Here is a 22,768-nt window from a genome sequence, read left to right on the forward strand (position 1 = left end):
CTCAGCTCTCCGTCATCCCCTCGAAGAGGATCGTGGAGAGGTAGCGCTCACCGAAGTCCGGCAGCACCACGACGACCGTCTTGCCGGAATTCTCGGGTCGCTGGGCGACCTGGACGGCCGCGGCCAGGGCGGCGCCGGAGGAGATGCCGACGAACATGCCCTCCTCGGTGGCGGCCCGGCGAGCGAAGTCGACTGCGGTCGCGGCGTCGACGGTGACCACCTCGTCGTACACGTCGCGGTCGAGGATCTCGGGCACGAAGTTGGCGCCCATCCCCTGGATCTTGTGCGGTCCGGGCTGGCCCCCGCTGAGGATCGGGGACTCGGCCGGTTCGACGGCGACGACCTGTACCTCGGGCTTGCGCTCCTTCAGCGCCTGGCCGACCCCGGTGATGGTGCCGCCGGTGCCGACGCCGGCGACGAAGATGTCGACCCCTCCGTCGGTGTCGTCCCAGATCTCCTGGGCCGTGGTGCGCCGGTGGATCTCGACGTTGGCCTGGTTGGCGAACTGGCGGGCCAGCACCGCGCCGTCGCCGGCGAGCTTCTCGGCCTCCTCGACCGCCGCCCTCATGCCGCCGCTGCCGGGCGTCAGCACCAGCTCGGCTCCGAAGGCGCGCAGCAGGGCGCGACGCTCGAGGCTCATCGTGTCGGGCATGGTCAGCACGACCCGGTAGCCGCGCGCGGCGCCGACCATCGCGAGCCCGATGCCGGTGTTGCCGCTGGTGGCCTCGACGATGGTGCCGCCGGGCCGGAGCTCGCCGGAGGCCTCGGCGGCGTCGATGATGGCGACGCCGATGCGGTCCTTGACGCTGTTGGCGGGGTTGAACGACTCCAGCTTCGCGAGCACCGTCGCCTCGCCGGCGATCCGGTTGATCCGCACCAGCGGGGTGTGCCCCACGGTCTGGGCGATGTTGTCGAAGATCCGCATCCGCTATCCCTTCCGCACCTGCCGCGCAGTGGCGCGACAACCCGTCAACCGTAGCGGGGGCAGCCAGCGGTCCGGCTCTCGCCGGAGCGACCGTCAGCGCTGCAGGAGCGAGCGGGCCATCACCGAGCAGCGCCCTGCACCGCGTCCCGACGAGACCTGCGCTTCTTGCGGAGCTGTCCGACGAGTGCAGCGGGTGCTCCCACTGTGTGGGCGCAGATGTCCAGGTAGCGCCGAGCCAGATCCGTGGGCGTGATGGGTCCGGCAGGGTCATACCACATCGGGATCGCCTGGAGCATCCCCAGGATCGCCCGGGTGGTGTCCTTTGCGTCCGCCGCGTCGAACTGACCGGTGGCGATGCCGTCCCGCACGGCGTCGAGGAGCATGTCCTCGACGCGACGCCGCTTTCCGGCGTAGAGGGACCGCAGGTCGGGCGAGAGCAGTCGCATCTCGTGATCGATCATGGCGGTCCGTTTGGCCGTGGCCTCGTAGAGGGTGATGCACTCGACCACGTTGAGGAAGCGGTCGACCGGAGAGTCCCCGGCATCTCTGACAGCCGCCTCGCACAGGCGCGTCAGGTGCTCGATGGATGCGTCGAGGATGGAGAGCAGCAATGCCTCTTTGTTCTCGTAGTGGTAGTAGAGCGCCGGCACGGTGACACCGAGACGACGAGCGATGTCGCGGACCGTGGTGCCGTGGTAGCCGGACTCGTAGAAGGCATCGCGCGACGCCGACAGGATCGGTGGCAGTGTCAGCTCTTCCTGAGACCGCCAGTTCCTTCTCGGCGGGGAGGGCTGCTGCTCGACCATCCGGTGCTCCGTCCTTCGCCGCGCCGCACACCTATCGGGTGTGCAGCGCCGCGATACTACCCCGGCCCGGCTGGGCCGTCAGGTGGAGACGAGTAGTCCGGCCAGGCGCCTGGAGATGAGCGATTCAGCCTCACCGATCATGCGGTCCACCAGCTCCGCCACGGTCGGGACGTCCCGGATGAGGCCCTGGGACTGACCGACGGTCCAGATCCCCGCGTCGAGGTCACCGGACGTGAACACGGTGCGCCCCCGCGCTCCGGAGACGAGGTCCTGGACGTCCTCGAACCGCCCGCCCTGCTCGAGGATGCCGACAACCTTGCGCGACACCTCGTTCGAGGCGACCCGGGAGGTGTTCCGAAGCGGGCGGAAAATGAGCTCGGTGCCCAGTTCGTCGCCGGCGACGATCGCCTGCTTGACCCTGTCGTGGACCTGTGACTCCTGGGTGCACATGAAACGGGTCCCCATGTTGACCCCGTCCGCGCCCAACGCCAGTGCGGCGACCAGCCCTTGCGCGTCGGCGATGCCGCCCGAGGCGATCACCGGGATCTTGAGGACGCGCGTCGCCGCTGGGATGAGCACCAGTCCGGGAACGTCGTCCTCGCCCGGATGCCCCGCGCACTCGAATCCGTCGATGCTGACGCCGTCGACACCGACGGCCTCGGCCTTGAGCGCGTGCCGGACACTCGTGCACTTGTGCAGCACCTTCACCCCGTGCTCCCGGAAGAACGGCATGTGCGGCTCCGGATTGGAGCCGGCCGTCTCGACCACGGTGATCCCGGCGTCGACGATCGCGTGACGGTACTCGTCGTAGGGCAAGGGCCGGATCGACGGCAGGATCGTCAGGTTGACCCCGAACGGCTGATCGGTCATCTCGCGAGTCCGTCGGATCTCCTCGCTCAACGCCTCCGGTGTCGGCTGCGTCAGCGCGGTGAGCATGCCGAGAGCGCCGGCGTTGGCGACCGCAGAGACCAGCTCAGCTGTGCCCACCCACTGCATCCCGCCCTGGACGATCGGGTGGCGGACACCGAAGGTCTCGGTGAAGGACGTGCGGATCATGACCGGTCTCCGTGATCGTGGTTCATCAACGCGGTGCCATGCGGATGGCCCCGTCGAGCCGGACCACCTCGCCGTTGAGCATGGGATTGGCCACGATGTGTGACACGAGCGCGGCGTACTCCTCGGGTTTGCCGAGGCGCGCCGGGTGCGGCACCTGTGAGCCCAAGGACCTGATGCCCTCCTCACCGACCTGCTCGAAGAGTGGGGTCAGGAACAGGCCGGGCGCGATCGTGTTGACCCGGATCCGGTGCTGCGCCAGGTCCCGCGCGATCGGCAGGGTCATCCCGACGACGCCGCCCTTGGACGCGGAGTATGCGGCCTGACCGATCTGCCCCTCGAAAGCCGCGACCGAGGCGGTGTTGACGATGACCCCCGCCTCCTCACCGTCGACCTGCTGGTCCACCATCGCAGTGGCGCCCAGACGGATCACGTTGAAGGTGCCGATCAGATTGACCTCGAGCACCTTACGGAAGTCGTCGAGCGGGAACGGCCCTCCTCTGCCCACCACCCGGTGCGCATTGCCGATCCCGGCGCAGTTGACGACGACCGCCAGGGGTGCCAGCGAGCGTGCGGCGTCGACCGCCGCCTGCACCTGCACCTCGTCGGTGACGTCGGCTCCCTTGAAGACGGCAGCGTCGCCGAGCTCCTCGGCGATCTGCTCGCCGGCCGAGGTGGGCAGATCGACGATGACCACGCGGGCGCCGTCGGCGACCAGCTGACGAACGGTCGCCAGACCCAGCCCCGAGGCCCCCCCCGTCACGATTGCAGACTTGCCGTGGATGTTCATGGCGTGTCCTCTCAGATCCGCTCGATGATGGTCGCGTTCGCCATGCCGCCGCCCTCGCACATCGTCTGCAGGCCGTACCGACCGCCGGTCGCCTCGAGGTGGTTCAGCATGGTGGCGAGCAGTCGCGTGCCCGAGCCGCCCAGGGGGTGCCCGAGCGCGATCGCGCCGCCGCGCGGATTCAGCTTCTCGACATCCGCGCCCAGTTCCTTGGCCCAGGCGAGCGGCACCGGCGCGAAGGCCTCGTTGACCTCGAACACGTCGATCTCCTCGAGGGAGAGCCCCGATCGCCTCAGCACCTTCTCGGTCGCGGGGATGACGCCGGTGAGCATCAACAACGGGTCGGACCCGGTCACCGCGAAGCTGTGCAGTCTCGCCCTCGGACGCAGTCCGAGTTCGCGCGCCTTCTCCTCGCTCATGATCAGGGCGGCCGACGCGCCGTCGGTGAGAGGAGAGGAGTTGCCCGGCGTGATGTGCCAGCCGACATCGGGGAATCGGCGCGCGAGCTCCTCGGTGTAGAACGAGGGCTTCAGACCGGCGAGACCCTCGACCGAGGTGCCACCCCGGACCGTCTCGTCCGTTCGGTGGACCCGGTCGTCCTGTCCGCCAGGGACCTGGACGCCGATGATCTCGTTGTCGAAGTCTCCTGCCGCGGCGGCGGAGGAGGCCAGGTCGTGGGAGCGGGCGGCGTACTCGTCCAGCTCAGAGCGGCTCAGGCCCCACCGGGCCGCGATGATCTCGGCCGAGACCCCCTGGTTGACCAGTCCGTCGGGATACCGGACCTTCAACGGACCGAAGGGGTCGCCACCGGCAGGAGCGGTCCCCATCGGGATGCGGCTCATCGACTCCACCCCACAGGCGATGGCGACGTCGTAAGCGCCCGCCATCACGCCCTGGCCGGCGAAGTGCACTGCCTGCTGGGACGAGCCGCACTGCCGGTCGATGCTGGTGGCCGGCACGTGCTCGGGGAAGTCGGCGACCAACGCAGCGGTCCGGCCGATGTTCAGGCTCTGGTCCCCGACCTGGCTGACGCAGCCCGTGATCACGTCGTCGACCAGGGCCGGGTCGACCCCGTTCCGTTCGACCAGGGCCTTCAGCGTCTCGGCCAGCAGTTTGGCCGGGTGGGTGCCGGACAAGGCCCCACCGGGCTTGCCCTTGCCCGAGGCTGTGCGCACGACGTCGACGATCACTGCGGACTGCATAGAGAACCTCCGTTTACTTAGCGCTCGCTAGATAGCGAGAGTAGATGTGGTGCATTCCCCTGTCAAGGAAGCCGTCGAGGAAGCTCCGAGTTCAGCGGCCCTGGAAGCGCGGTTCCCGCTTGTCGCGGAAGGCATCGAACGCTTCTCGCGCGTCATCCAGGGACAGGTTGATGCTCTGGCTTGACGCCTCCGCGTCGAGCGCCTGGACGAGCGCCCTCTCGAAGGAGTCGTTGAGCAGCCGTTTCGACAGGGACGCGGCGATCGGGGGGTTGGCCTGCAGTCGGGCCGCGAGCTGCCCCACCGCTGCGTCGAGCTCGACCGCCGGCACCATCCGGTTCACCAGCCCGAGCGACCGAGCTTCGGCCGCGGAAACGATGTCCCCCAGCAGGACCAGTTCCTTGGCCTTCTGCAGACCCACGAGCCTCGGAAGCACCCACGCGCCACCGAAGTCCACCGACAGACCGCGTCTGATGAAGATCTCCGAGAACCGCGCCCGGTCGCTGGCCAGGACGAAGTCACAGCCCAACGCCATGTTCATCCCCGCCCCGACCGCCACGCCGTCGACCCGCGCGATCGTCGGCACCGGGCATCTCTGGAGCGCCAGGACGGCGTCGTTCACCACGTCCATGTTCGCCAGCGCAGGGCCGTCGCCGTCGTCCGCGGTCAGATCCGCTCCTGCGCAGAAGTCCTCACCGGCACCGGTCAGCACCACCACCCGGTCCTCGACGAGTCTCACCCCCGCCAGCCCCTCCCTCAGCAGGTTCCAGGACTCCAGCGTCATCGCGTTCTTGCGCCGTGGCCGGTTCAGGGTGATCGTGACGACGCCATCCGCCCGGTGGAGCAGCACCGGGCCTGGCGCATCAGCAGCCTGGGGACGCGCCGAGGGGCTCATCTGCTCTCTCCTGCCCGACTGTCGTCGGACGCCGGCACCGCAGCGGTCTGGCTGCGGCCCCGGGCAATGACCTCGTCACGCCGGGGAGCACGTCCACTCGTGGAACGTGTCGCCATCCACGACCGGGACGCTGCGGTCTCGACCGCGTGCCCCTCGCCCACCCACTCACGCTCCGTGGCCCGATAGGAGGCCAGATAGGCCCGGGTCGTCTCGGGGTCGTTGTCGGCGATCGTCCGCGCGATGTCCAGGGCCCTCGACACCAGCTCGCCGGCGGGCACGATCTCGGTGAGAAGGCCGCGTTCCCGTGCCTCGGCGGCGAAGAGGAAGTCGCCGGTGAGACTCATCCGGCGAGCGACCGAACGTCCGACCACCAGCGGGAGCAGAACCGACAGCCCCCACCCTGGCAGGACGCCGACCCTGCCGTGGGTGTCGGCGAAGCACGCGACCTCGGAGCCGATGAGGAAGTCGCAGGCCAGCGCCAGTTCCAGTCCACCCGCCACCGCGGGGCCGTTGACGGCACCGATGATGGGCTTGGGGAACGCCGCCCAGGGCGCGTTCGACGAGCCGTCGTCGTGACTGCCCCCCACCTCCAAGTTGGCTCCGGTGGTCTCCAGCTCGACCAGGTCGAGCCCGGCGCAGAACGCCTTGCCCTGACCCGTGAGCACGACTGCTCGCACCTCGTCGTCGGCCGCCAGCTCTGCCAGCGTCTGCCGCAATGCGGTCACGAGCTCCACGTTGAGCGCATTACGGACCTCGGGACGGTTGAGTCGCAGCACCGACACTGCGCCCAGGCGTTCGTGGAGGAGGGGTGACACAGGACGTCCTCTCGTAGGTCCGGCGGTGCCGGATGATCAGAAGATGGAGTAGCCGCCGTCGATCACGATCCGGCTGCCGGTCTGGTAGCTCGAGGCATCGCTCGCCAGGAAGACCGCCACCGCACCGAACTCCTCGGGGCGCCCCCACCTCCTGAGCGGGACTCGGCTGATCACGTGCGTCTCGAACTCCTCGGCCTCCTGCTGCGAGGCGGTCATCTCCGTGGCGATCCAGCCCGGGAGCACGGCATTGACCCGGATGCCGTAGCGCGCGAGCTCCACCGCGGCGGCGTTCGACATCGCCAGCAGAGCGCCTTTCGAGGCGCCGTACGAGGCGTGGCGACCAGCGCCTTCGATCGCGGCGAGACTGGCCACCGTGATGATCGACCCTCCGGGGACCCCGCGGCGAGCTCGAGCCACCATGATCGTGGAGGCCTCGCGTATCGTCCACAGCGCCCCGTCGACGTTCGTGGCCTGGATGCGGCGGTGACCGTGCTCGTCGACGTCGGTGATCCGGCACGGAGCACCCGCGGTGCCGGCGTTCACCACGACGGTGTCGAGCCCATCCATCTGATCGGCAGCTGCGCCCATCCGGTCGGCCACCGCCGTGGCGTCACTGACGTCGACCACGTCCGTCCACACCCGGGCGCTGGAGGGGAAGCGCTCGCGCGCGCGGGCTAGGCGGTCGGCGTTGCGTCCCCAGAGTGTGACGCGCGCGCCCGCCTCGGAGAGTGCCAGCGCCATGCCCAACCCGATCCCGGACCCTCCGCCGGTGACCAGCGCCGACTTTCCGTCCAAGGAGAACATCGAGTTCACCGTCGGCCCCATGGCCGTGTCTGCGTGCTTCACGGACGGGCGAACCGCTCGCGCAGAGGCGCCTTCAGGATCTTGCCCGAGGCGTTGCGCGGGAGACCGTCGACCACTTCCAGGGCGGTCGGCAGCTTGTAGCGCGCGAGGCGCTCGGCGGCCCAGTGCCGCAGCTCCTCGATCGACAGACCTCGGTCTGCATCCCGCAGCGAGACCACGGCGACCGGGGTCTCACCCCACTTCGGGTGAGGACGGCCGATCACACTGACCTCGGCGATGTCGGGGTGGGCCGCCAGTGCGTTCTCCACCTCGGCGCAGTAGATGTTCTCTCCGCCGGAGATGATCATGTCCTTGGCGCGGTCGACGACGTAGAGGAAGCCCTCCTCGTCCATCCGCACCAGGTCCCCCGAGTGGAACCACCCGCCCTCGAAGGCTGCGGCCGTGGCGGCCGGGTTCTGCCAGTAGCCGGCCATCAGGGTCGGACCCTGGTAGACGATCTCACCGACCTCACCCTGCGGTACGTCGTCCATGTTGATGTCGACGATGCGGATGGACACCGTGGAGACCGGCTTTCCGACCGAACCCAGCTTGCGCACCGCGTCCTTGCCCTCGAGTACGCAGGTGACCGGTGACATCTCGGTCTGGCCGAAGACCGCCACGTTGAGGGCGGACGGGAAGACCTTGGACATCCTGCGCAGCAGGGTGTCGTTGGCCGGCGCAGCCCCCCAGGAGGTGACGCGCAGGTGCGAGAGGTCGTGATCGGACACCCGCGGGTTGTCGCAAAGCGCCTGCCACTGCGTCGGGACGAGGAAGACGCTGGTCACGCGCTCCTGGGCGAGGAGCCCGAGGACGTGGTCCGCGTCGAAGGCCCCCGTCGGCAGCACGACCATGGTGCCGCCGATCAGCACGATCGGAGCGATGGATCCGATCGCCCCGATGTGGAACATCGGGGAGGCCACGAGATTGACCTCGTGCTCACTGGTGAGCTCGTAGGCCCGGATGATGGTGAGCGCCTGGCCCTGGAGGTTCTGGTGGGAGAGGACCGCGCCCTTGGGCCGGCCGGTCGTGCCGGACGTGTACATGATCAGCGCCGGGCTGTCCTCGGGCACGTCCACTGGAGGGTGCGACTCACCGGACTCGGCGATCAGGTCCTCGTAGTCCTCGGCTGCGGCCCAGGTGTGGGAGCCGCTCACGATGGCCTGGATCTCACGCCCGAGGTGTGACGCTGCCTCGCGTGCTGCGTGTTCGGCGAACGAGTCGGCGAACAGCAGCGACGAGCCGGAGTCCTCCAGCACGAAGGCCGCCTCCGGGCCGGTCAACCGGAAGTTCACCGGAACCGCGATCGCCCCCAGCCGGTTGGCCGCGAGCACCACCTCCATGAACTCCGGGCGGTTCGCCATGAGGACGGCGACCCGGTCGCCGAACCGGACGCCGCGCCGCGCCATGGCGTCAGCGAGGGACCGCACCCGGTCCCGGAGCTCGACCCAGGTGGTGGTGACACCTTCGAAGCGGAAGGCGACGGCGTCCGGGATGGCGAAGCCGTGCCTCTCGAGGTGGCTGTTCCAGTGGTTGCGACGAGACGAGTACGGCGCCGCGGTCAGATCCACGGATGTCATGGTGCGGTCCTTTCTGCTGGGCCCTGGCTGCTCCGGGGGACAGTGCCTCCGGAGCAGCCCGCCTGTTGCCTACCGGTGTGGTCAGAGGCCGTCGACGTACTGCTCGGCCAGCTCGGAACTGAACAGGTCCGTGGTCGACATGCCGTCGGGAGCGTCGGGGTCGACCGACTCGATGACGACCTCCGTGCTGGAGGGCTTGGACGGGTCGCTGATGTCCAGCGAGGGGAACAGGCCTTCGGCGTCGAACGGGGCGGTGTTCTTGCGTGCCTCGAGGATCGCCGGACGCGAGAGGTCGTCGCAGGTCTCCTCGAGGATGGCCTTGGCCGCGTAGACGGCCGCGTAACCGGCCGAGACCCCGCTGCCGGACATCGGCGGGTTGTCGTTCGCCTCGTCGTAGAGCGCCGTCAGCTCCTTCGACTTCTCCGAGTTGTCGTCCAGGCTGTAGCTGATCCAGGGGCGGTGGAAGTTGTTCGTCAAGGCGTCCGCCGACGAGGTCTCCAGCATGCCGACGTTCCACGTGGGCCCGTTCCCCATGATCGGAACGTCCAGACCGTTGGTCTCCGCGAGCGCTGCGATGGTCGCGACCTGGGTGCCGGTTCCGGCGATCACGATGGCAGAGACGTCCTTCTTGCGCATGTCCGCCATCTGCGCGGCGAAGTCGGAGTCGGTCACCTTCGTCATGTGCGAGGTGACGTCGAGACCGAGCTGCTCGGTGGCGTACTCGACGCCGGCGTGGCTGGACTCGCCCCACTCACCTTCCAGGTAGAGCTCGCCGATCGTGTCGCCTTCCTCGACCATGCCCTCCTGCACCATCCAGTCGATGGAGTTGATGATGCCGACGTCGTAGGTGGCCCCCAGCACCACGAAGTTGTCGGCCCCCAGCAGCTCGGAGGAGTAGGAGGTCGGCATCGCGAGGATCTCGTCCTGGATCACCTGGTCGTGGATGGCGGCGGTGAGTGCCGAGCCCATGAGGTGCAGGAACATGGCCACCTCGGGCTCCGCCTCCTCGTAGGCCACGACCCCGCGCTGGGTGTCGTAGCCGTGGTCCTTGTTGACGAGCTCGATCTGGCGCTCGCAGATGCCGCCCGCCTCGTTGATCTCGGTGGCGGCGATCTCGGTTCCGGCGAGAACGTCCTTGCCCGTCGCCGCGAAGGGGCCACCGAGGTCGAGCAGCGACCCGAGCGTGATGGAGTCGTCGGAGACTCCGGCGATCTCCTCCGACGTCCCGGCCTTGCTGCTGCAGCCGGTGACGAGCATCGCCGACACGGCGAGGACGGCGATCGAGGTCTTCTTCTTACGCATGGGATCTCCTTGTGGTGTGGTGCTTCTGAGGGTGGATGAATGCAGGGGGTGGGGTGAGGGAGGGACCTTCTAGTCCGTCGTTGCGACAGGTGCCTGCGCACCCCGGCCACGCAGCCGGGCCAGGGTCCGTCCCGCGCCACCGTTGGTCCGGAGCAGCAGGACAGCGATGACGCCGAACCCGTAGATGAAGGACGCGGCCAGAGAGGCGGCGATTCCGTCTCCCGGGGTCGTGGAGACCATCGGCAGAGCCGATGCGTACTTCGTCAGGAGCAGCGGCAGCGACGCCACGAAGATCGCGCCGAGGACGCCGCCGCGCAGTGACGCCAGGCCACCCAACGTGATCATCACCAGGAAGTTCACGGCCAGGTGGAAGTCGTAGTACTGCGGCACGGCCCGGGCGAAGGCGAGAGCCGTCATCACTCCCGCGGCGCCGCCGTACATGGAGGCGACCAGGAATGCGTTGCGTCGGGCGGCTGGCACGTTGACGCCCATCATGTCGGCGCCGATCGAGGAGTCGCGGAGCAAGCGGAACGCACGGCCCGACCTCGAGTCCAGGATGTTGCGCGCGACGATGACCGCGATCACGGTCAGCACCAGGAAGAGGTACCAGCGCCGCTCCGAGGACCCGAAGGGAACCCCGAGCACCACCAGGTCGCCAGCGTCGTCGAAGGACAGGCTGAAGATCGAGAACGCCTCGACACTGCGTCCGTTGAATCCCCCGGTCACGCCCCGCGCGTTGAGGAGCACGTGCTGGCCCAGGAACACGAGACCGAGCGAGGCGATCCCCAGGTAGATGCCCTGGAGCCGGCTGGACACGGGGGAGAACGCGAGTCCGAAGACACCCGCGAGAGCGATCGCCCCGACCATCGCCAGCAGGGGAGGAATACCGAACCCGGTGACGTCCTGGGCCGGATCCCCGGCGAGCACGGCGTAGCCGTAGGCTCCGACGGCGAGGAAGAACGAGTGTCCGAGCGACAACTGCCCGGCAGCACCGGTGAGGATGGTCAGTCCCAGGGCTCCGACGATCGCGGCCATCGAGAACAGGCCGATCGTCAGCAGGGACGCGTCGATGAAGAACGGTGCGACGACCACCAGGACGAGCGCGGCTGCGACCAGCAGCGTGTTCCACCGACCGCGGCGAGGGCGGTTCCGCGTGGACACGTCATCGGGGGCGAGGGAGCCGTCGGGCGTGAGGACAGGACTAGACACGGGTCAGCTCCTTGCTGCCGAAGAGGCCGGTCGGACGCCACAGGAGGATGAGGATCATCAGCGCGTAGGCCACGACGTCGTGCAGGCCGTGCCCGAGGAAGGCCAGGTGCGAACCGTAGGTCGACACCGAGGCCTCGGCGACCCCGATGATGATGCCGCCGACGATGGCGCCGACGAACGAGTCCAGACCACCGATGATGGCGGCGGGAAACGCCTTGAAGGCTGCGGCCTGGGTCCCGACCCCTACTCCCGGGGTCGGGTAGGAGGCCATTCCGACCCCCGCGATCACTGCCAGGAGACCCGCCACCATCCAGCTGGAGGCTGTCACCCTGGACATGCGGATCCCTACGAGCGCGGCCGCCTCGGGATCCTGGATCGTGGCGCGTGTGGAGAGCCCCCACCGGGTCAGCAGCAGCGCTGCCGAGAGGACGCCGATGACGAAGAGCGCCGCGACCATGCTGGCCACCCGGGAGACAGGCACGTTCACCCCGGCGATCTCCCACACCGCGTTCCCCCACGGGGTGCGCACCGGGACGACGCTCTCCTCGAGCCGACGGGTGATCTCGGCGATCAGCAGGATGTTCACGGCCAAGGTGAGGATCGTCGCGGTGCTGTGGTCCCGGATGTCGATCCGGGCGAGCAGCAGTCTCTCCACCACCACCGCGATGGCCGCCGTGACCAGTAGGCCGACGCCCAGGGCGAGCCAGAACCCGATGTCGTCGGAGAGCACCGCGACGACCCACGCTCCAAGCACAATGAACGAGGCGTGCGCGAAGTTCACCGTCCGGGTGGCCTTGAAGATCATCACGAAGCCCAGCGCTACGAGTGCGTAGAGCATCCCGAGCGAGACTCCGTTGATCAGGACTTCGAGCAGGGTGGTCATGAACCGTTCCTCTCGGAGGTCGTGCCGAGGTAGGCGGTCACGACCTCCGGGTCCTGACGCACCTCCTCCGGCACTCCGGTGGCGATGACCTGCCCGAAGTTGAGGACGGTCACGTGGCTGGCCAGGTCGAAAACGAAGGGCATGTCGTGGTCGATCACGACCACGCTGAGGTCGAGGTCCGTCGCGATCGAGCGGATCGTCGAGGCGAACTCCAGACTCTCGTCCGCGTGCATGCCGGCCACGGGCTCGTCGAGCAGCACCAGGGTCGGCTCGGTGCAGAGCGCCCGGGCGAACTCCACTCTCTTCAGCATGCCGTAGGAGAGCGATCCGGCCTTCTCGTCCAGATAGGGGGCGAGACCGACCGCGGCGGCGAGCTCGCAGACCCGCGCAAGGTGCCGCGCCTCCTCCTTGCGGTCGAGGCGCAGAGCGGAGCGCCACAGGGACGAGTCCATCAGGGAGTGCCGCCCGACCATCAGGTTGTCCAGCGTCGACTCTCCGGGCGAGACGACGATGTTCTGAAAGGTCCGCGCGATCCCGGACCGGGCGATCTGGAAGGGCGAGCGACCGGTGAGCTCGCGCTCGCCGTAGAAGACGCGACCGGAGTCGACGCCGTAGATGCCGCAGATCGCGTTCAGCATGGTGGACTTGCCCGCTCCGTTGGGGCCGATGAGCGCGCTGATCTCGCCCGCAGCGAAACGGACGGACACGTCCTTGAGCGCGTAGACGCCACCGAAGTGGATCGTCACCCCTTCGACCCGCAGGTCGCGAGTGTCACCCGCGGTGATCTCGGTCAACGTTCCCACCTCGACAGTGACTTGGTGTGTGCGGCGCGGACGGCCTCCGCCTCGCCCGGCTTGTGACCCAGGTAGATCTCGGAGATCACATCGACGTCCCGGAAGCGTTCGGCCGGCCCCGACTCCACGATCCGTCCCAGCTCCATCACCGCAGCGCGCTCGGAGACACCGAGAGCCATCGCGGCGTTCTGCTCGACCAGGAGCACCGTGGTGCCTCGGGCCGCGATGTCTCGAGTGACCTGGGCGACCTGCTCCACGATGATCGGCGCGAGCCCCAGCGACGGCTCGTCCATCAGCAGAAGCACCGGGTCGCTCATCAGCGCTCGGCCGATGGCCAGCATCTGCTGTTCGCCGCCCGAGAGGGTTGCAGCATGCTGCGAGCGCCGCTCGTGGAGCCGCGGGAACAGGTCGTACGCCCGCTCCAGGCCCTGACGAACAGCTTCCTTCGACTTCACCGTCACAGCTCCGGCAGTGAGGTTCTCCTGGACCGACATCCCCGGGAAGACGCGCCTGCCCTCGGGGGATTGGACGAGGCCTCGCTTGACGATCTGGGCCCCGTCGCTGCGGTCGATGCGCTCCCCACGGAAGGTCACCGAGCCCTCGACGATCTTGCCGCCGTGGAGGAACAGGGTGGCGGAGAGCGCACGCATCAGCGTGGTCTTGCCGGCGCCGTTGCTGCCGAGCAGGCACGTGACACCCCCCTCGGGGACGTCGAGGTCCACCCGATGCAGCACAGGCGACGCCTGTCCGTACCGGACGCTGAGTCCGTCGATGCGGAGAAGTGGCTGGTTCATGTGATCGGCGTCTCCTTTCCTCGGGAAGTTTGACATAGCGATCGCTAAATAGAAAGCCCTGGCGCAGCCTGTCGCCAAAGCCCTCAGCTGGTACGGGCCACCAGCAGCGGTTCGGAACCCGGCACCCTGTCCACCTCGAGATGCAACCGCGTGCCGACCTCGAGGGGGTCCCCCGACGTCGCGAGCCGGACCAGCAGCCAGGGCCCCTCGTCGACCTCGACCACGGCGGCGACGTACGGCGTCTCCAGCCAGGGAAGGGGGGCACGGTGCACGACCGCCCACGACACGAGGCTCCCGCCCCCGCCGGCCTCGACTACGGTGTGCTCCTCGGCCCGGCAGGACACACACCAGGCCTCCTGAGGTCCCCGAACCTCGCCGCAGGCGTCGCAGCGCCTCAGGAGCAGCACACCGCGATCCGCGTAGTCGAAGAAGTCAGCGCTGTCCTCGGTTCGTTCGACACCCTCAGCAGGAGGCGTCACTGCCTCCTCGCCTCCGCTCCCAACACCAGAGTGGAGTGGTACTCCAGGATCCCCCCGTTGCCGCTCACCAGGGCCGTGCCGTGCTTCGGGACCTGCCGTTCACCCGCCTGGCCGCGCAGCTGCACGATGGCCTCGCTGAGCGGCGTGAAGCCCCACATGTAGAACGCGGACAACTGCCCTCCCCCGGTGTTGCACGGCAGCTCGCCGCCGGGACCGAGACGCCCGTCGGCAACGAAGGAACCGCCCTCCCCCTTGGAGCAGAACCCGTAGTCCTCGAGGGTCACGACAACCGTGTACGTGTAGCAGTCGTACAGCTCCAGCAGGTCGATGTCCTCGCGCCGGACGCCGGCCCGCGCCATCGCCTGTGGTCCGGAGCGCGCCGCCGGCGTCCGCAGACCCCAGTGGGAGCCTCGGGCGAGCCTCCTCGGCTCGTGGGCCTGTCCATGACCCCAGAGGTGGACTGGGGGTTGCGCCAGGTCCGCCGCCCGGTCCGCGGAGGTGACCACGACAGCGACTGCACCATTGCTGACCAGACAGCAGTCGAGGCGGTGCAGCGGCTCAGCGATCCAGGGCGATGCCTGGTGGTCCTCGAGGGTGATCGGTGCACGCATCTGGGCATGCGGGTTGTGCACCGCCCATGCGCGCTGTGCCACCGCGACGGCGCCCAGCTGCTCACTGGTGGTGCCGAACTCTTTCATGTGCCGCCGCGCAGCGAGCGCGTAGAGCACGTTGGGCGTGGCCGCGCCGGTGGCGGCCTGCCAGCCGCGGTACCCGGCCAGAGCGGTCCCGCCTGCTCCCCAGGCCGGGCCTGCCGAGCTCTCGCTCAACGGAGTGTCGGCGAACACGCAGACGACCGTGGTCGCCGTGCCCTCGGCGATGGCGTGGGCCGCGGAGGCCACCATCGCGCCGGCCGTGGCCCCGTAGCTGTTCATCTGAGCCAGGAGTGAGAGCTCGTGCAACCCCAGGACGCCGGCCAGTAGGGGGGAGAGGTCGGAACGGACGCCCGAGCTGACCAACAACCCGTCGACCTCGGAGAGCGAGAGCCCTGCGTCGGCCACCGCGTCACGCACCGCAGTGGCCGCCAGGCGCGTCGCAGACCGCCCGAAGACCTTGCCCATCTCGGTCATCCCGAGCCCCACGATGGCGCTGGTGGTCAACGACCCTCCCAGCGGGGGGCGCGCTTCTCGGTGAAGGCGCGCGGACCTTCGCGGGCGTCGCTACTGCTGAACACCTCGACAGTGGCGGCGGCGTTCGCCTCCCAGGGGTCCTCGCCAGTCCAGTCGGTGTTCCAGTCGGAGCCCCCTGCTGCACCGCGGTGGAGCATCCGCTTGGTCTGCCGCACCGACAACGGAGCGTTGGCTGCGATGGTGCGGGCGAGCTCCCACGCGGTGTCGAGCACGGCGTCGGGCTCGACGACACGGTTAACCAGACCCCACTCGGCAGCCGTCGTCGCATCGATGGCCTCCCCGAGCAGTGCGAGCTCCAGGGCACGCTTCAACGGCAGCTGGCGTTGCAGGCGGACGACGCCGCCCGCCGCCGCGATGAGCCCACGGGTGACCTCGGGCAGCCCGAAGGTCGCCTCGGACGAGGCCACCACGAGGTCACAGGCCAGGGCGATCTCGGTCCCGCCACCCATTGCGAAACCGTTCACCGCCGCGATGACCGGCTTGTCGATCCAGTGCCGGACGATCCCGGCGAATCCCCACTCCGGATGTCCGTCGGCAGCGACCGGTCGTCCCGCGGCGAGCTCCTTGAGGTCCGCCCCTGCACAGAACGCCCGCCCGCGCCCGGTGACCACGACCACCTTCACCGCGGGATCTCCTGCTGCCTGATCCAGCGCCTGACCCACGGCGGTCGACAGAGCGGAGTTCACGGCGTTGAGAGCCGCTGGGCGGTTCAAGGTGATGAGGCAGACACCGTCCCGCACCTCGGGACGTGCTGCCGGTTCCTGGTGTGGCGATTCCCGGCTCAACCGCGGACCCCCAGCGTGTCGCGGGCGATGATCAGCTTCATGATCTCGGTGGTGCCACCGAAGATCGTGGTGATCCTCGTGTCGGCGTACGCCCGCGCGATGGGGTACTCGAGCATGTAGCCGTAGCCCCCGAAGAGCTGCACACACCGGTCCACGGTGCGCTTGTGCATCTCGCTCGCCCACCACTTGGCCTTCGCCGCGTCCACCGCGTCGAGCTCGCCTCGGTTGAGGCGAAGCACCGCGTCGTCCACGTAGGCCTGGGTGACTTCGAGCTCGGTGAGCATCTCGGCGATCGCGAACTGGGTGTTCTGGAACTCGGCGACCGCCTTGCCGAAGGCCCTGCGCTCACGGACGTAGTCGATCGTCCAGCTCAGGGCCGCACGAGCACCGGCGCAGGCGGTGACAGCGATGCTGAGCCGCTCGAGCGGCAGGTGCGACATCAGGCTGTGCAGCCCGCGTCCCTCATCGCCGAGCAGGTTCGAGGCAGGCACTCGAACGTCCTCGAAGTTGAGCTCCGCGGTGTCTTGAGACTTCAGGCCGACCTTCTCCAGCTTTCGGCCGCGGGTGAACCCTGGGGTCCCCTCCTCCACGACGAAGAGGCTGAAGGCCTTGCTTCCCACTTCGGGCGACTCGTCGGTGCGGGCCACGACGACCACCAGGTCGCAGTTGATGCCGTTGGTGATGAAGGTCTTCGCGCCGTTGATCACCCACTCGTCCCCGTCGCGCCGAGCGGTCGTGCGGATCGCCTGCAGATCCGATCCGGTTCCCGGCTCCGTCATCGCGATCGCGCCGATGTGCTCCCCGGTCACCAGCTTGGGCAGCCAGCGCTGCGCCTGCTCAGGCGTGGCGAAGTCGAAGACGTAGGGCAGCACGATATCGGTCTGCCCGGAGAACCCGGCGGCCAGCGACGCCGCATTCACCTTGGCCAGCTCCTCGATCATGGCGACGCGGAACCTGTAGTCGGTCACGCCGCCGCCGCCGTACTCCTCCGGCGCGTTGAGCCCGACGAAGCCGAGCTCTCCGGCGGCGAGCCAGGGAGCACGCGGGATGATCCCCTGCTCGTCCCACTCCTCGATGTGGTCGATGACGTGGCGCTTGAGGTAACCCTGAACGCTCGCGCGGAAAGCTTCGTGGTCCGGCTCGAAGAGAGCGCGGGTTCGGTAAAGGTCCTTACTGGGCTTCATGACTACCTTTCACGGGGCGGGGTTGTAAGAGCCGGAGAGCCGACCAGGAGGTCGTTGTGCTCACCGAGGGATGGGATGTGGGTCTCCTGCTCGGGTCCAACCGAGGAGAGACGAGCGGGTGTCCGCACCACGGCAACGGGCCTGCCTGACTGCTCGGCGTCCACGCGCAGACCACGGCGGGCGAACAGGTCGGACTCGACCACCTCTCGCCATGAGGAGATGGGCGCCGCCATGAGGCCGGCCTCCTGGCACTCGGCGACCCACGCGGCGGTGCTGCGGCCGGCAAGGATCTGACCGATCTCTGCTCGCAGGTCGGCGGCATGGAGGGAACGCTGGGCCTGGTCGACATAGCGCGGATCGGAAGCGAGGCCCGGATCCCCGAGCACCTCCACGAAGCGCGCCCAGTGCGCCGGAACGTACGCCGCGAGTGCGATGTGGCCGTCGGCGGTGGCGAAGACACCCGAGGGTTCGACCGCGACGGGACGCCGGGAGCTTTCCTGAGGCGAGGGTCGGGGGGTGTTCATGTGCAGCGTCAGGTAGTTGGCCTGAAGACTGCAGGCGACGTCGTACAACGCGACCTCGACCGCGTTGACGACGCCGGCGCGCTCGCGGTGGAGCAGGGCCGCCAACACCGACTGGGCCAGGACGTGGCCGGTCGCCCCGTCGACCAGCTGAAACGGGATCAGGCGGGGCAACTCCCCGTCCGGCTGGGCGCTCAGCATGCCGGACTCCGCCTGAACCATCATGTCGATGCCGGGGCGGTCCTCCAGCGGCGAGCCGGACCCGTAGGCCGACAGGCTGACGTAGATGCAGCGTGGATTGATGCCGGCCACCGCGGCCGCTCCGAATCCCTGCCGTTCGAGCGTCCCGGGGCGCATCCCCTGCACCAGGACGTCAGCCTCGGAAAGCAGGCGCCGCAACGCGTTCTTGCCCCGCTCCGCACCGAGATCGAGCTGCACCGACTTCTTGCCCCGGTTGTGCGGGCTGAAGTACGGCGTGACGTGCTCGGACCCGGGCGCGGTGGCTGTGATCCGCCGGGCAGCGTCTCCGGTGAGGGGTTCGACCTTGACCACATCGGCACCCAGGTCCCGCAGGACCTGGCACGCCAGCGGTCCGGCCACATTCGCAGTGATGTCGACGACGCGGATACCGGCAAGAGGGCGGCTGGGGACGGACACGCGGCGGCCTCCTCATGTATTGACATAGCGATCGCTAAGTGAGCATCCTTACCCGGAAGCCAAGCCTCGTCAACCCTGGAGTCGTGCATGAACCCGCTCGATCGCTTCCGCCTCGACGGCCGAGTGGTCGTCCTCACCGGCGCGTCCTCGGGACTGGGCGTGGGCTTCGCCCGCGCGCTCGCGTCGGTCGGTGCCGATCTGCTGCTCGTCGCCAGGCGGGCCGAACGACTCGAGGCCCTCGCCGACGAGCTGCGCGGTTCCGGCACCGAGGTGCTGACCCATCCTGGGGACGTCAGCTCACCGGATGACTGTCGCGCTGCGGCGGCCGCCGCTCAGGCACGGTGGGGACGGGTCGACGTTCTCGTGAACAACGCCGGGGTGGGGCGCGCTGTCCCGGCCTCGCGAGAGACGCCGGAGTCCTTCGACCAGGTCATCGACGTCAACCTCAAGGGGACCTTCTGGATGTCGCAGGCATGCGTCCCACTGATGCCACGCGGCGCCACGATCGTGAACGTCGCCAGTGTCCTGGCCCACGTGGCACCCCGCTTCCCTCAGGCGTCCTACGCAGCCAGCAAGGCCGGTGTCCTCGGTCTGACCAGGGACCTCGCCCAGGAGTGGACCAGTCGCAAGGGGGTCCGCGTCAATGCACTCTGTCCGGGCTTCTTCCACTCGGAGATGACCGAGTCCGGGAGCCAGGACCTGGGCCCGATGCTGGAGACCGACAGCATGATGGGCAGGTTCGGCGAGCAACCCGAGCTCGACTCCGCGCTGCTCTTCCTCGCCTCCGACGCCTCGACCTACGTCACTGGTCAGTCCCTGATCGTCGACGGAGGAATGGCGGCACTGTGAAGGACTCGAGCCCGCCGAGCGACCCTCTCGTCGCCGTCACGACGGATCTCGCCGACTGGCGGGTCTACCCGCCGTTGGAACTGCCCAGGATCCTGCAGGTTGCACTCACCGAGGTCGTGCAGCACGGCTATGACGCCACGTCGATCCGAACGATCGCGCGGGAGGTCGGCGTCACGGTCCCGGCCTTGTACTACCACTACGAGAACAAGCAGGCGATGCTCGTAGCCCTGCTGGATCGCGCGATGGGCATCGTCTTGGGTCACTGCGCTGCCGCGCTGCGCGACGCCGGTGACGACCCGGTACGCCGGCTGAGCGCGCTCGTCGAGGCGATCGTGCTCTACATGGCCCACCACAGCGACCTGGCCTTCCTCGACTCCGAGCGCCGAAGCCTCACCCCTGGAAACCGGGCCCGCTACTTCGATCAGCGCAACCACCTCGGCCGCTGGCTGCAGGAGGCGATCACAGATGGGGCCGACCGCGGACTGTTCGCCACCGACGTCCCCGGCGAATGCAGTCGTGCTGTGCTCTCGATGTGTCAGGGGATCGCGAGCTGGTACCGGCGAGGAGGACCCGTCGGCCCCGAAGCGATGGCGCAGCGCTATGTCCGGATCGCCCTGGCTGCCGTGGAGTACCACGGAACCGACTGATCATGACGCCGGCGACATGCACGCAGACCGCATGCCACAGGGTCACTCGCCGAGCAGAACCGAAGGAGCCCGATGTCCACCGAGTCCCCGCACGAAGACCTGGTTCGCACCGAGCGCCTGGGCCCAGCTCTGGCCCAGGCCACCGGCGACGACCGCTGGGCGGACCTGAGCGCCGAGCTGATCAGCGGCGGAAAGTCCAACCTCACCTTCCTGTTGCGCAGCGGCGCGGATGAGCTGGTCCTGCGCCGTCCGCCGACCGGCGGGCTGCTGGCGAGCGCCCACGACATGGGCCGCGAGGCGCGGGTGCAGTCGGCGCTCGCGGACACCGACGTGCCCGTTGCCCGCGTCGTGCTCGCCGACGCTGGAGAGCTGATCGGGATCCCGTGCTACGTCATGGAGAAGGTCCCGGGCCACATCGTGCGCGGCGACCTGCCCGAGGGCTATGCCGAGACACCCGCCGAGCGTGAGCGGCTGTCGTACGCCTTCGCCGACACCCTCGCGGCCTTGCACGCGGTCGATGCCGATGCCGTGGGCCTGGGTGACTACGGCCGACCCGAGGGGTTCGTGGCTCGTCAGGTGCGGCGCTGGACGGGTCAGTGGCAGGCGAGCGCGACCCACGAGGTGCCCGAGATCGACGAGCTGGCGCGGCGGCTCGCCGCCACGGTCCCTCCGCAGCAGCGGGCCACGATCGTGCACGGCGACTATCGGTTGGACAACGTGGTCCTCGACGCCGAGCGACCCGGGCAGGTCAACGCGGTGCTCGACTGGGAGCTCTCCACGGTCGGTGACCCGCTCACCGACCTGGCCCTGCTCTCGCTGTTCTGGATCGGCCCGGGAGAGCAGCAGCTGAGCCTGATCCCCGGCGTCACCCACCTCCCCGGGTTCCCCACCCGTGAGCAGATGCTCGAGCGGTACGCCGTCACCTCGGGCGCCGACCTCGCCGACATCGGGTGGTACGAGGCGTTCGCCCACTTCAAGTTCGCCGTCATCGCCCAGGGGGTCCAGGCGCGGGCGAAGGCCGGCGCCATGGGCGGTCAGGATTTCGGCGACCTCGACGACGAGATCCTCCACCTCGGCCGCGCCGGCCTTGACCTCCTCTGACCCCGACCTCAGCACACCGACAGGAGCAACACCGTGGAATTCGCCCTCTCCCCCAAGGCGCAGGAGACCTGCGACGACATGTGGGACTTCATGCGGTCCCACGTCTTCCCCGCCGAACCGGTGTGGGCGGCGTACCTGCGGGAGCACGGCGACCACGCCCACCCACCGGTGATGGAGGACCTCAAGGCCGAGGCCCGACACCGGGGACTGTGGAACCTCTTCCTGCCCCAGCTCTCCGGACTCTCCAACGTGGAGTACGCCGCGGTGGCGGAGATCTCCGGCTGGTCTCCTGTCATCGCCCCTGAGGCGATCAACTGCCAGGCCCCTGACACCGGCAACATGGAGACCCTCGAGCTGTTCGCCACCCCCGAGCAGCGCGAGCGGTGGCTGGAGCCGCTGCTGGCCGGGGAGATCCGCTCGGCATTCGCGATGACCGAGCCTGACGTCGCCTCCTCCGACGCCACCAACATCACCACCGTGATCACCCGCGACGGCGACGACTACGTCATCAACGGCCGGAAGTGGTGGATCACAGGCGTCGCCGACGAGCGCTGCCAGGTCTTCATCGTGATGGGCAAGACAGACCTCGACGCCGAGACCCACCGCCAGCAGTCGATGATCCTCGTCCCCCGCGACACCCCCGGCGTCACCATCGAGCGCAACCTGCCGATCTTCGGCTACAACGACCAGCACGGCCACTGCGAGATCACCTTCCGCGACGTCCGGGTTCCGGCCAGCAACCTCCTGGGCAACGAGGGCGACGGCTTCCTCATCTCCCAGGCCCGCCTCGGCCCCGGACGCATCCACCACGCGATGCGCGCCATCGGCATGGCCGAGCGGGCACTCGCCCTGATGGTGGACCGGGCCAAGTCCCGAGAGGCCTTCGGGCGCCACCTCTCCGACTACGCGAACGTCCAGGACCTCATCGCCCAGTCACGCATCGACATCGACATGGCCCGACTGCACGTCTACGACGCCGCGTGGAAGATCGACCAGTACGGCGCCAAGGGCGCGCGCAGCGAGATCGCGGCGATCAAGGTGTCGGCGCCGGCGATGGCGACGAAGGTGATCGACCGCGCCATCGAGGTCTTCGGCGGCATGGGCGTCTCCGACGACACCGTGCTTGCCTACTTCTACGCGTGGGCGCGGGTGCTGCGCATTGTCGACGGCCCGGACGCCGTCCATCGCCGCACCGTCGCCCGCATGGAGATGAAGAAGACCCCGCCGTACGTCGGCTGAGAAGATGTCGCGGGTCGCTGGTCGTCGACGGCGGTCTGAGAGCGACGGTCTGAGGGGCTTGGCCCGCCGCGACCTGCCACGAGGGTGCCGCCGGGGCGCCCCTGACTCAGCAAAGGGGCTCTTCGTACTTCAGGTGGGGATGAGGGTGTCGAGTCCTCCGCCGATGAGGAGCATGCGTAGCCGGTAGTTGTTGTAGTTGCGGAAGCCGCGGGCGACGCGGCGGTGGAGCTCGATGAG

Annotated in this window: 23 protein-coding genes; 4 read left to right on the top strand and 19 right to left on the bottom strand. The window is 68.8% G+C overall.

The genetic code is table 11. From position 1 onward, the window contains the following. Window position 1: 1 nt before the first annotated feature. From cysK to ACYVID_RS17015, 19 genes are all read right to left on the bottom strand, one after another. Window positions 2-925, bottom strand: a complete 924-nt coding sequence (gene cysK, locus ACYVID_RS16925; protein WP_460739061.1) for a cysteine synthase A — start codon at window positions 923-925, stop codon at window positions 2-4. A 119-nt stretch (window positions 926-1,044) separates the two neighbouring features. Then, window positions 1,045-1,731: a TetR/AcrR family transcriptional regulator gene (locus ACYVID_RS16930; protein ID WP_460739063.1), complete on the bottom strand. Its 687-nt coding sequence runs from the start codon at window positions 1,729-1,731 to the stop codon at window positions 1,045-1,047. Window positions 1,732-1,809: 78 nt separating this feature from the next. After that, the gene (locus ACYVID_RS16935) at window positions 1,810-2,787 is read right to left on the bottom strand and encodes an NAD(P)H-dependent flavin oxidoreductase (protein ID WP_460739065.1); all 978 of its coding nucleotides are present in this window, start codon (window positions 2,785-2,787) and stop codon (window positions 1,810-1,812) included. 25 nt (window positions 2,788-2,812) lie between these two features. Further along, window positions 2,813-3,574 carry a 3-hydroxyacyl-CoA dehydrogenase gene (locus ACYVID_RS16940; RefSeq protein ID WP_460739067.1) on the bottom strand — a complete coding sequence of 254 codons (762 nt, stop codon included), beginning with the start codon at window positions 3,572-3,574 and terminating at the stop codon, window positions 2,813-2,815. Between the two features lie 11 nt (window positions 3,575-3,585). Beyond that, window positions 3,586-4,773: a thiolase family protein gene (locus ACYVID_RS16945; protein WP_460739069.1), complete on the bottom strand. Its 1,188-nt coding sequence runs from the start codon at window positions 4,771-4,773 to the stop codon at window positions 3,586-3,588. 91 nt (window positions 4,774-4,864) lie between these two features. Next, window positions 4,865-5,665, bottom strand: a complete 801-nt coding sequence (locus tag ACYVID_RS16950) for an enoyl-CoA hydratase/isomerase family protein (RefSeq protein WP_460739071.1) — start codon at window positions 5,663-5,665, stop codon at window positions 4,865-4,867. Next, complete coding sequence (locus ACYVID_RS16955; protein WP_460739072.1) at window positions 5,662-6,480, bottom strand: enoyl-CoA hydratase; 819 nt, start codon at window positions 6,478-6,480, stop codon at window positions 5,662-5,664. Before ACYVID_RS16955 ends, ACYVID_RS16950 begins: the two co-directional genes overlap by 4 nt. Before the next feature lie 36 nt (window positions 6,481-6,516). Then, window positions 6,517-7,305, bottom strand: a complete 789-nt coding sequence (locus tag ACYVID_RS16960; protein WP_460739103.1) for an SDR family NAD(P)-dependent oxidoreductase — start codon at window positions 7,303-7,305, stop codon at window positions 6,517-6,519. 17 nt (window positions 7,306-7,322) lie between these two features. Next, window positions 7,323-8,900 carry a long-chain-fatty-acid--CoA ligase gene (locus ACYVID_RS16965; RefSeq protein ID WP_460739074.1) on the bottom strand — a complete coding sequence of 526 codons (1,578 nt, stop codon included), beginning with the start codon at window positions 8,898-8,900 and terminating at the stop codon, window positions 7,323-7,325. 81 nt (window positions 8,901-8,981) lie between these two features. After that, window positions 8,982-10,202, bottom strand: coding sequence for an ABC transporter substrate-binding protein (locus ACYVID_RS16970; protein ID WP_460739076.1), 1,221 nt, complete (start codon window positions 10,200-10,202; stop codon window positions 8,982-8,984). Between the two features lie 69 nt (window positions 10,203-10,271). After that, on the bottom strand, window positions 10,272-11,411 hold the full coding sequence (locus ACYVID_RS16975; protein ID WP_460739078.1) for a branched-chain amino acid ABC transporter permease: 1,140 nt from the start codon (window positions 11,409-11,411) through the stop codon (window positions 10,272-10,274). Beyond that, a complete protein-coding gene (locus ACYVID_RS16980) occupies window positions 11,404-12,294 on the bottom strand; it encodes a branched-chain amino acid ABC transporter permease (RefSeq protein WP_460739080.1) in 891 nt (296 codons plus the stop codon). Before ACYVID_RS16980 ends, ACYVID_RS16975 begins: the two co-directional genes overlap by 8 nt. Then, window positions 12,291-13,088, bottom strand: a complete 798-nt coding sequence (locus tag ACYVID_RS16985) for an ABC transporter ATP-binding protein (RefSeq protein WP_460739082.1) — start codon at window positions 13,086-13,088, stop codon at window positions 12,291-12,293. The genes ACYVID_RS16980 and ACYVID_RS16985 overlap by 4 nt, the downstream gene beginning before the upstream one ends. Continuing rightward, window positions 13,085-13,810, bottom strand: a complete 726-nt coding sequence (locus ACYVID_RS16990) for an ABC transporter ATP-binding protein (RefSeq protein WP_460739084.1) — start codon at window positions 13,808-13,810, stop codon at window positions 13,085-13,087. Before ACYVID_RS16990 ends, ACYVID_RS16985 begins: the two co-directional genes overlap by 4 nt. Before the next feature lie 155 nt (window positions 13,811-13,965). Beyond that, the gene (locus ACYVID_RS16995) at window positions 13,966-14,361 is read right to left on the bottom strand and encodes a Zn-ribbon domain-containing OB-fold protein (RefSeq protein WP_460739086.1); all 396 of its coding nucleotides are present in this window, start codon (window positions 14,359-14,361) and stop codon (window positions 13,966-13,968) included. Next, window positions 14,358-15,518, bottom strand: coding sequence for a thiolase family protein (locus ACYVID_RS17000; RefSeq protein WP_460739088.1), 1,161 nt, complete (start codon window positions 15,516-15,518; stop codon window positions 14,358-14,360). Before ACYVID_RS17000 ends, ACYVID_RS16995 begins: the two co-directional genes overlap by 4 nt. Further along, on the bottom strand, window positions 15,515-16,288 hold the full coding sequence (locus ACYVID_RS17005; RefSeq protein ID WP_460739105.1) for a crotonase/enoyl-CoA hydratase family protein: 774 nt from the start codon (window positions 16,286-16,288) through the stop codon (window positions 15,515-15,517). Before ACYVID_RS17005 ends, ACYVID_RS17000 begins: the two co-directional genes overlap by 4 nt. Before the next feature lie 41 nt (window positions 16,289-16,329). After that, entirely contained in the window at window positions 16,330-17,517 is a 1,188-nt protein-coding gene (locus tag ACYVID_RS17010; protein WP_460739090.1) for an acyl-CoA dehydrogenase family protein, read from the bottom strand. Window positions 17,518-17,519: 2 nt separating this feature from the next. Continuing rightward, window positions 17,520-18,695 (bottom strand): CaiB/BaiF CoA transferase family protein, encoded by a 1,176-nt coding sequence (locus ACYVID_RS17015; RefSeq protein WP_460739092.1) that lies wholly within the window; start codon window positions 18,693-18,695, stop codon window positions 17,520-17,522. Window positions 18,696-18,782: 87 nt separating this feature from the next. Between ACYVID_RS17015 and ACYVID_RS17020 the strand changes: the two genes are divergently transcribed. From ACYVID_RS17020 to ACYVID_RS17035, 4 genes are all read left to right on the top strand, one after another. Further along, complete coding sequence (locus tag ACYVID_RS17020) at window positions 18,783-19,544, top strand: SDR family NAD(P)-dependent oxidoreductase (RefSeq protein ID WP_460739094.1); 762 nt, start codon at window positions 18,783-18,785, stop codon at window positions 19,542-19,544. Beyond that, window positions 19,541-20,191 (top strand): TetR/AcrR family transcriptional regulator, encoded by a 651-nt coding sequence (locus tag ACYVID_RS17025; protein WP_460739096.1) that lies wholly within the window; start codon window positions 19,541-19,543, stop codon window positions 20,189-20,191. Before ACYVID_RS17020 ends, ACYVID_RS17025 begins: the two co-directional genes overlap by 4 nt. A 72-nt stretch (window positions 20,192-20,263) precedes the next feature. Next, window positions 20,264-21,292, top strand: coding sequence for a phosphotransferase family protein (locus tag ACYVID_RS17030; RefSeq protein ID WP_460739098.1), 1,029 nt, complete (start codon window positions 20,264-20,266; stop codon window positions 21,290-21,292). A gap of 33 nt (window positions 21,293-21,325) precedes the next feature. Further along, window positions 21,326-22,531, top strand: coding sequence for an acyl-CoA dehydrogenase family protein (locus ACYVID_RS17035; protein ID WP_460739100.1), 1,206 nt, complete (start codon window positions 21,326-21,328; stop codon window positions 22,529-22,531). Window positions 22,532-22,768 lie beyond the last annotated feature (237 nt).

The organism is Nocardioides ginkgobilobae (genome assembly GCF_054781275.1).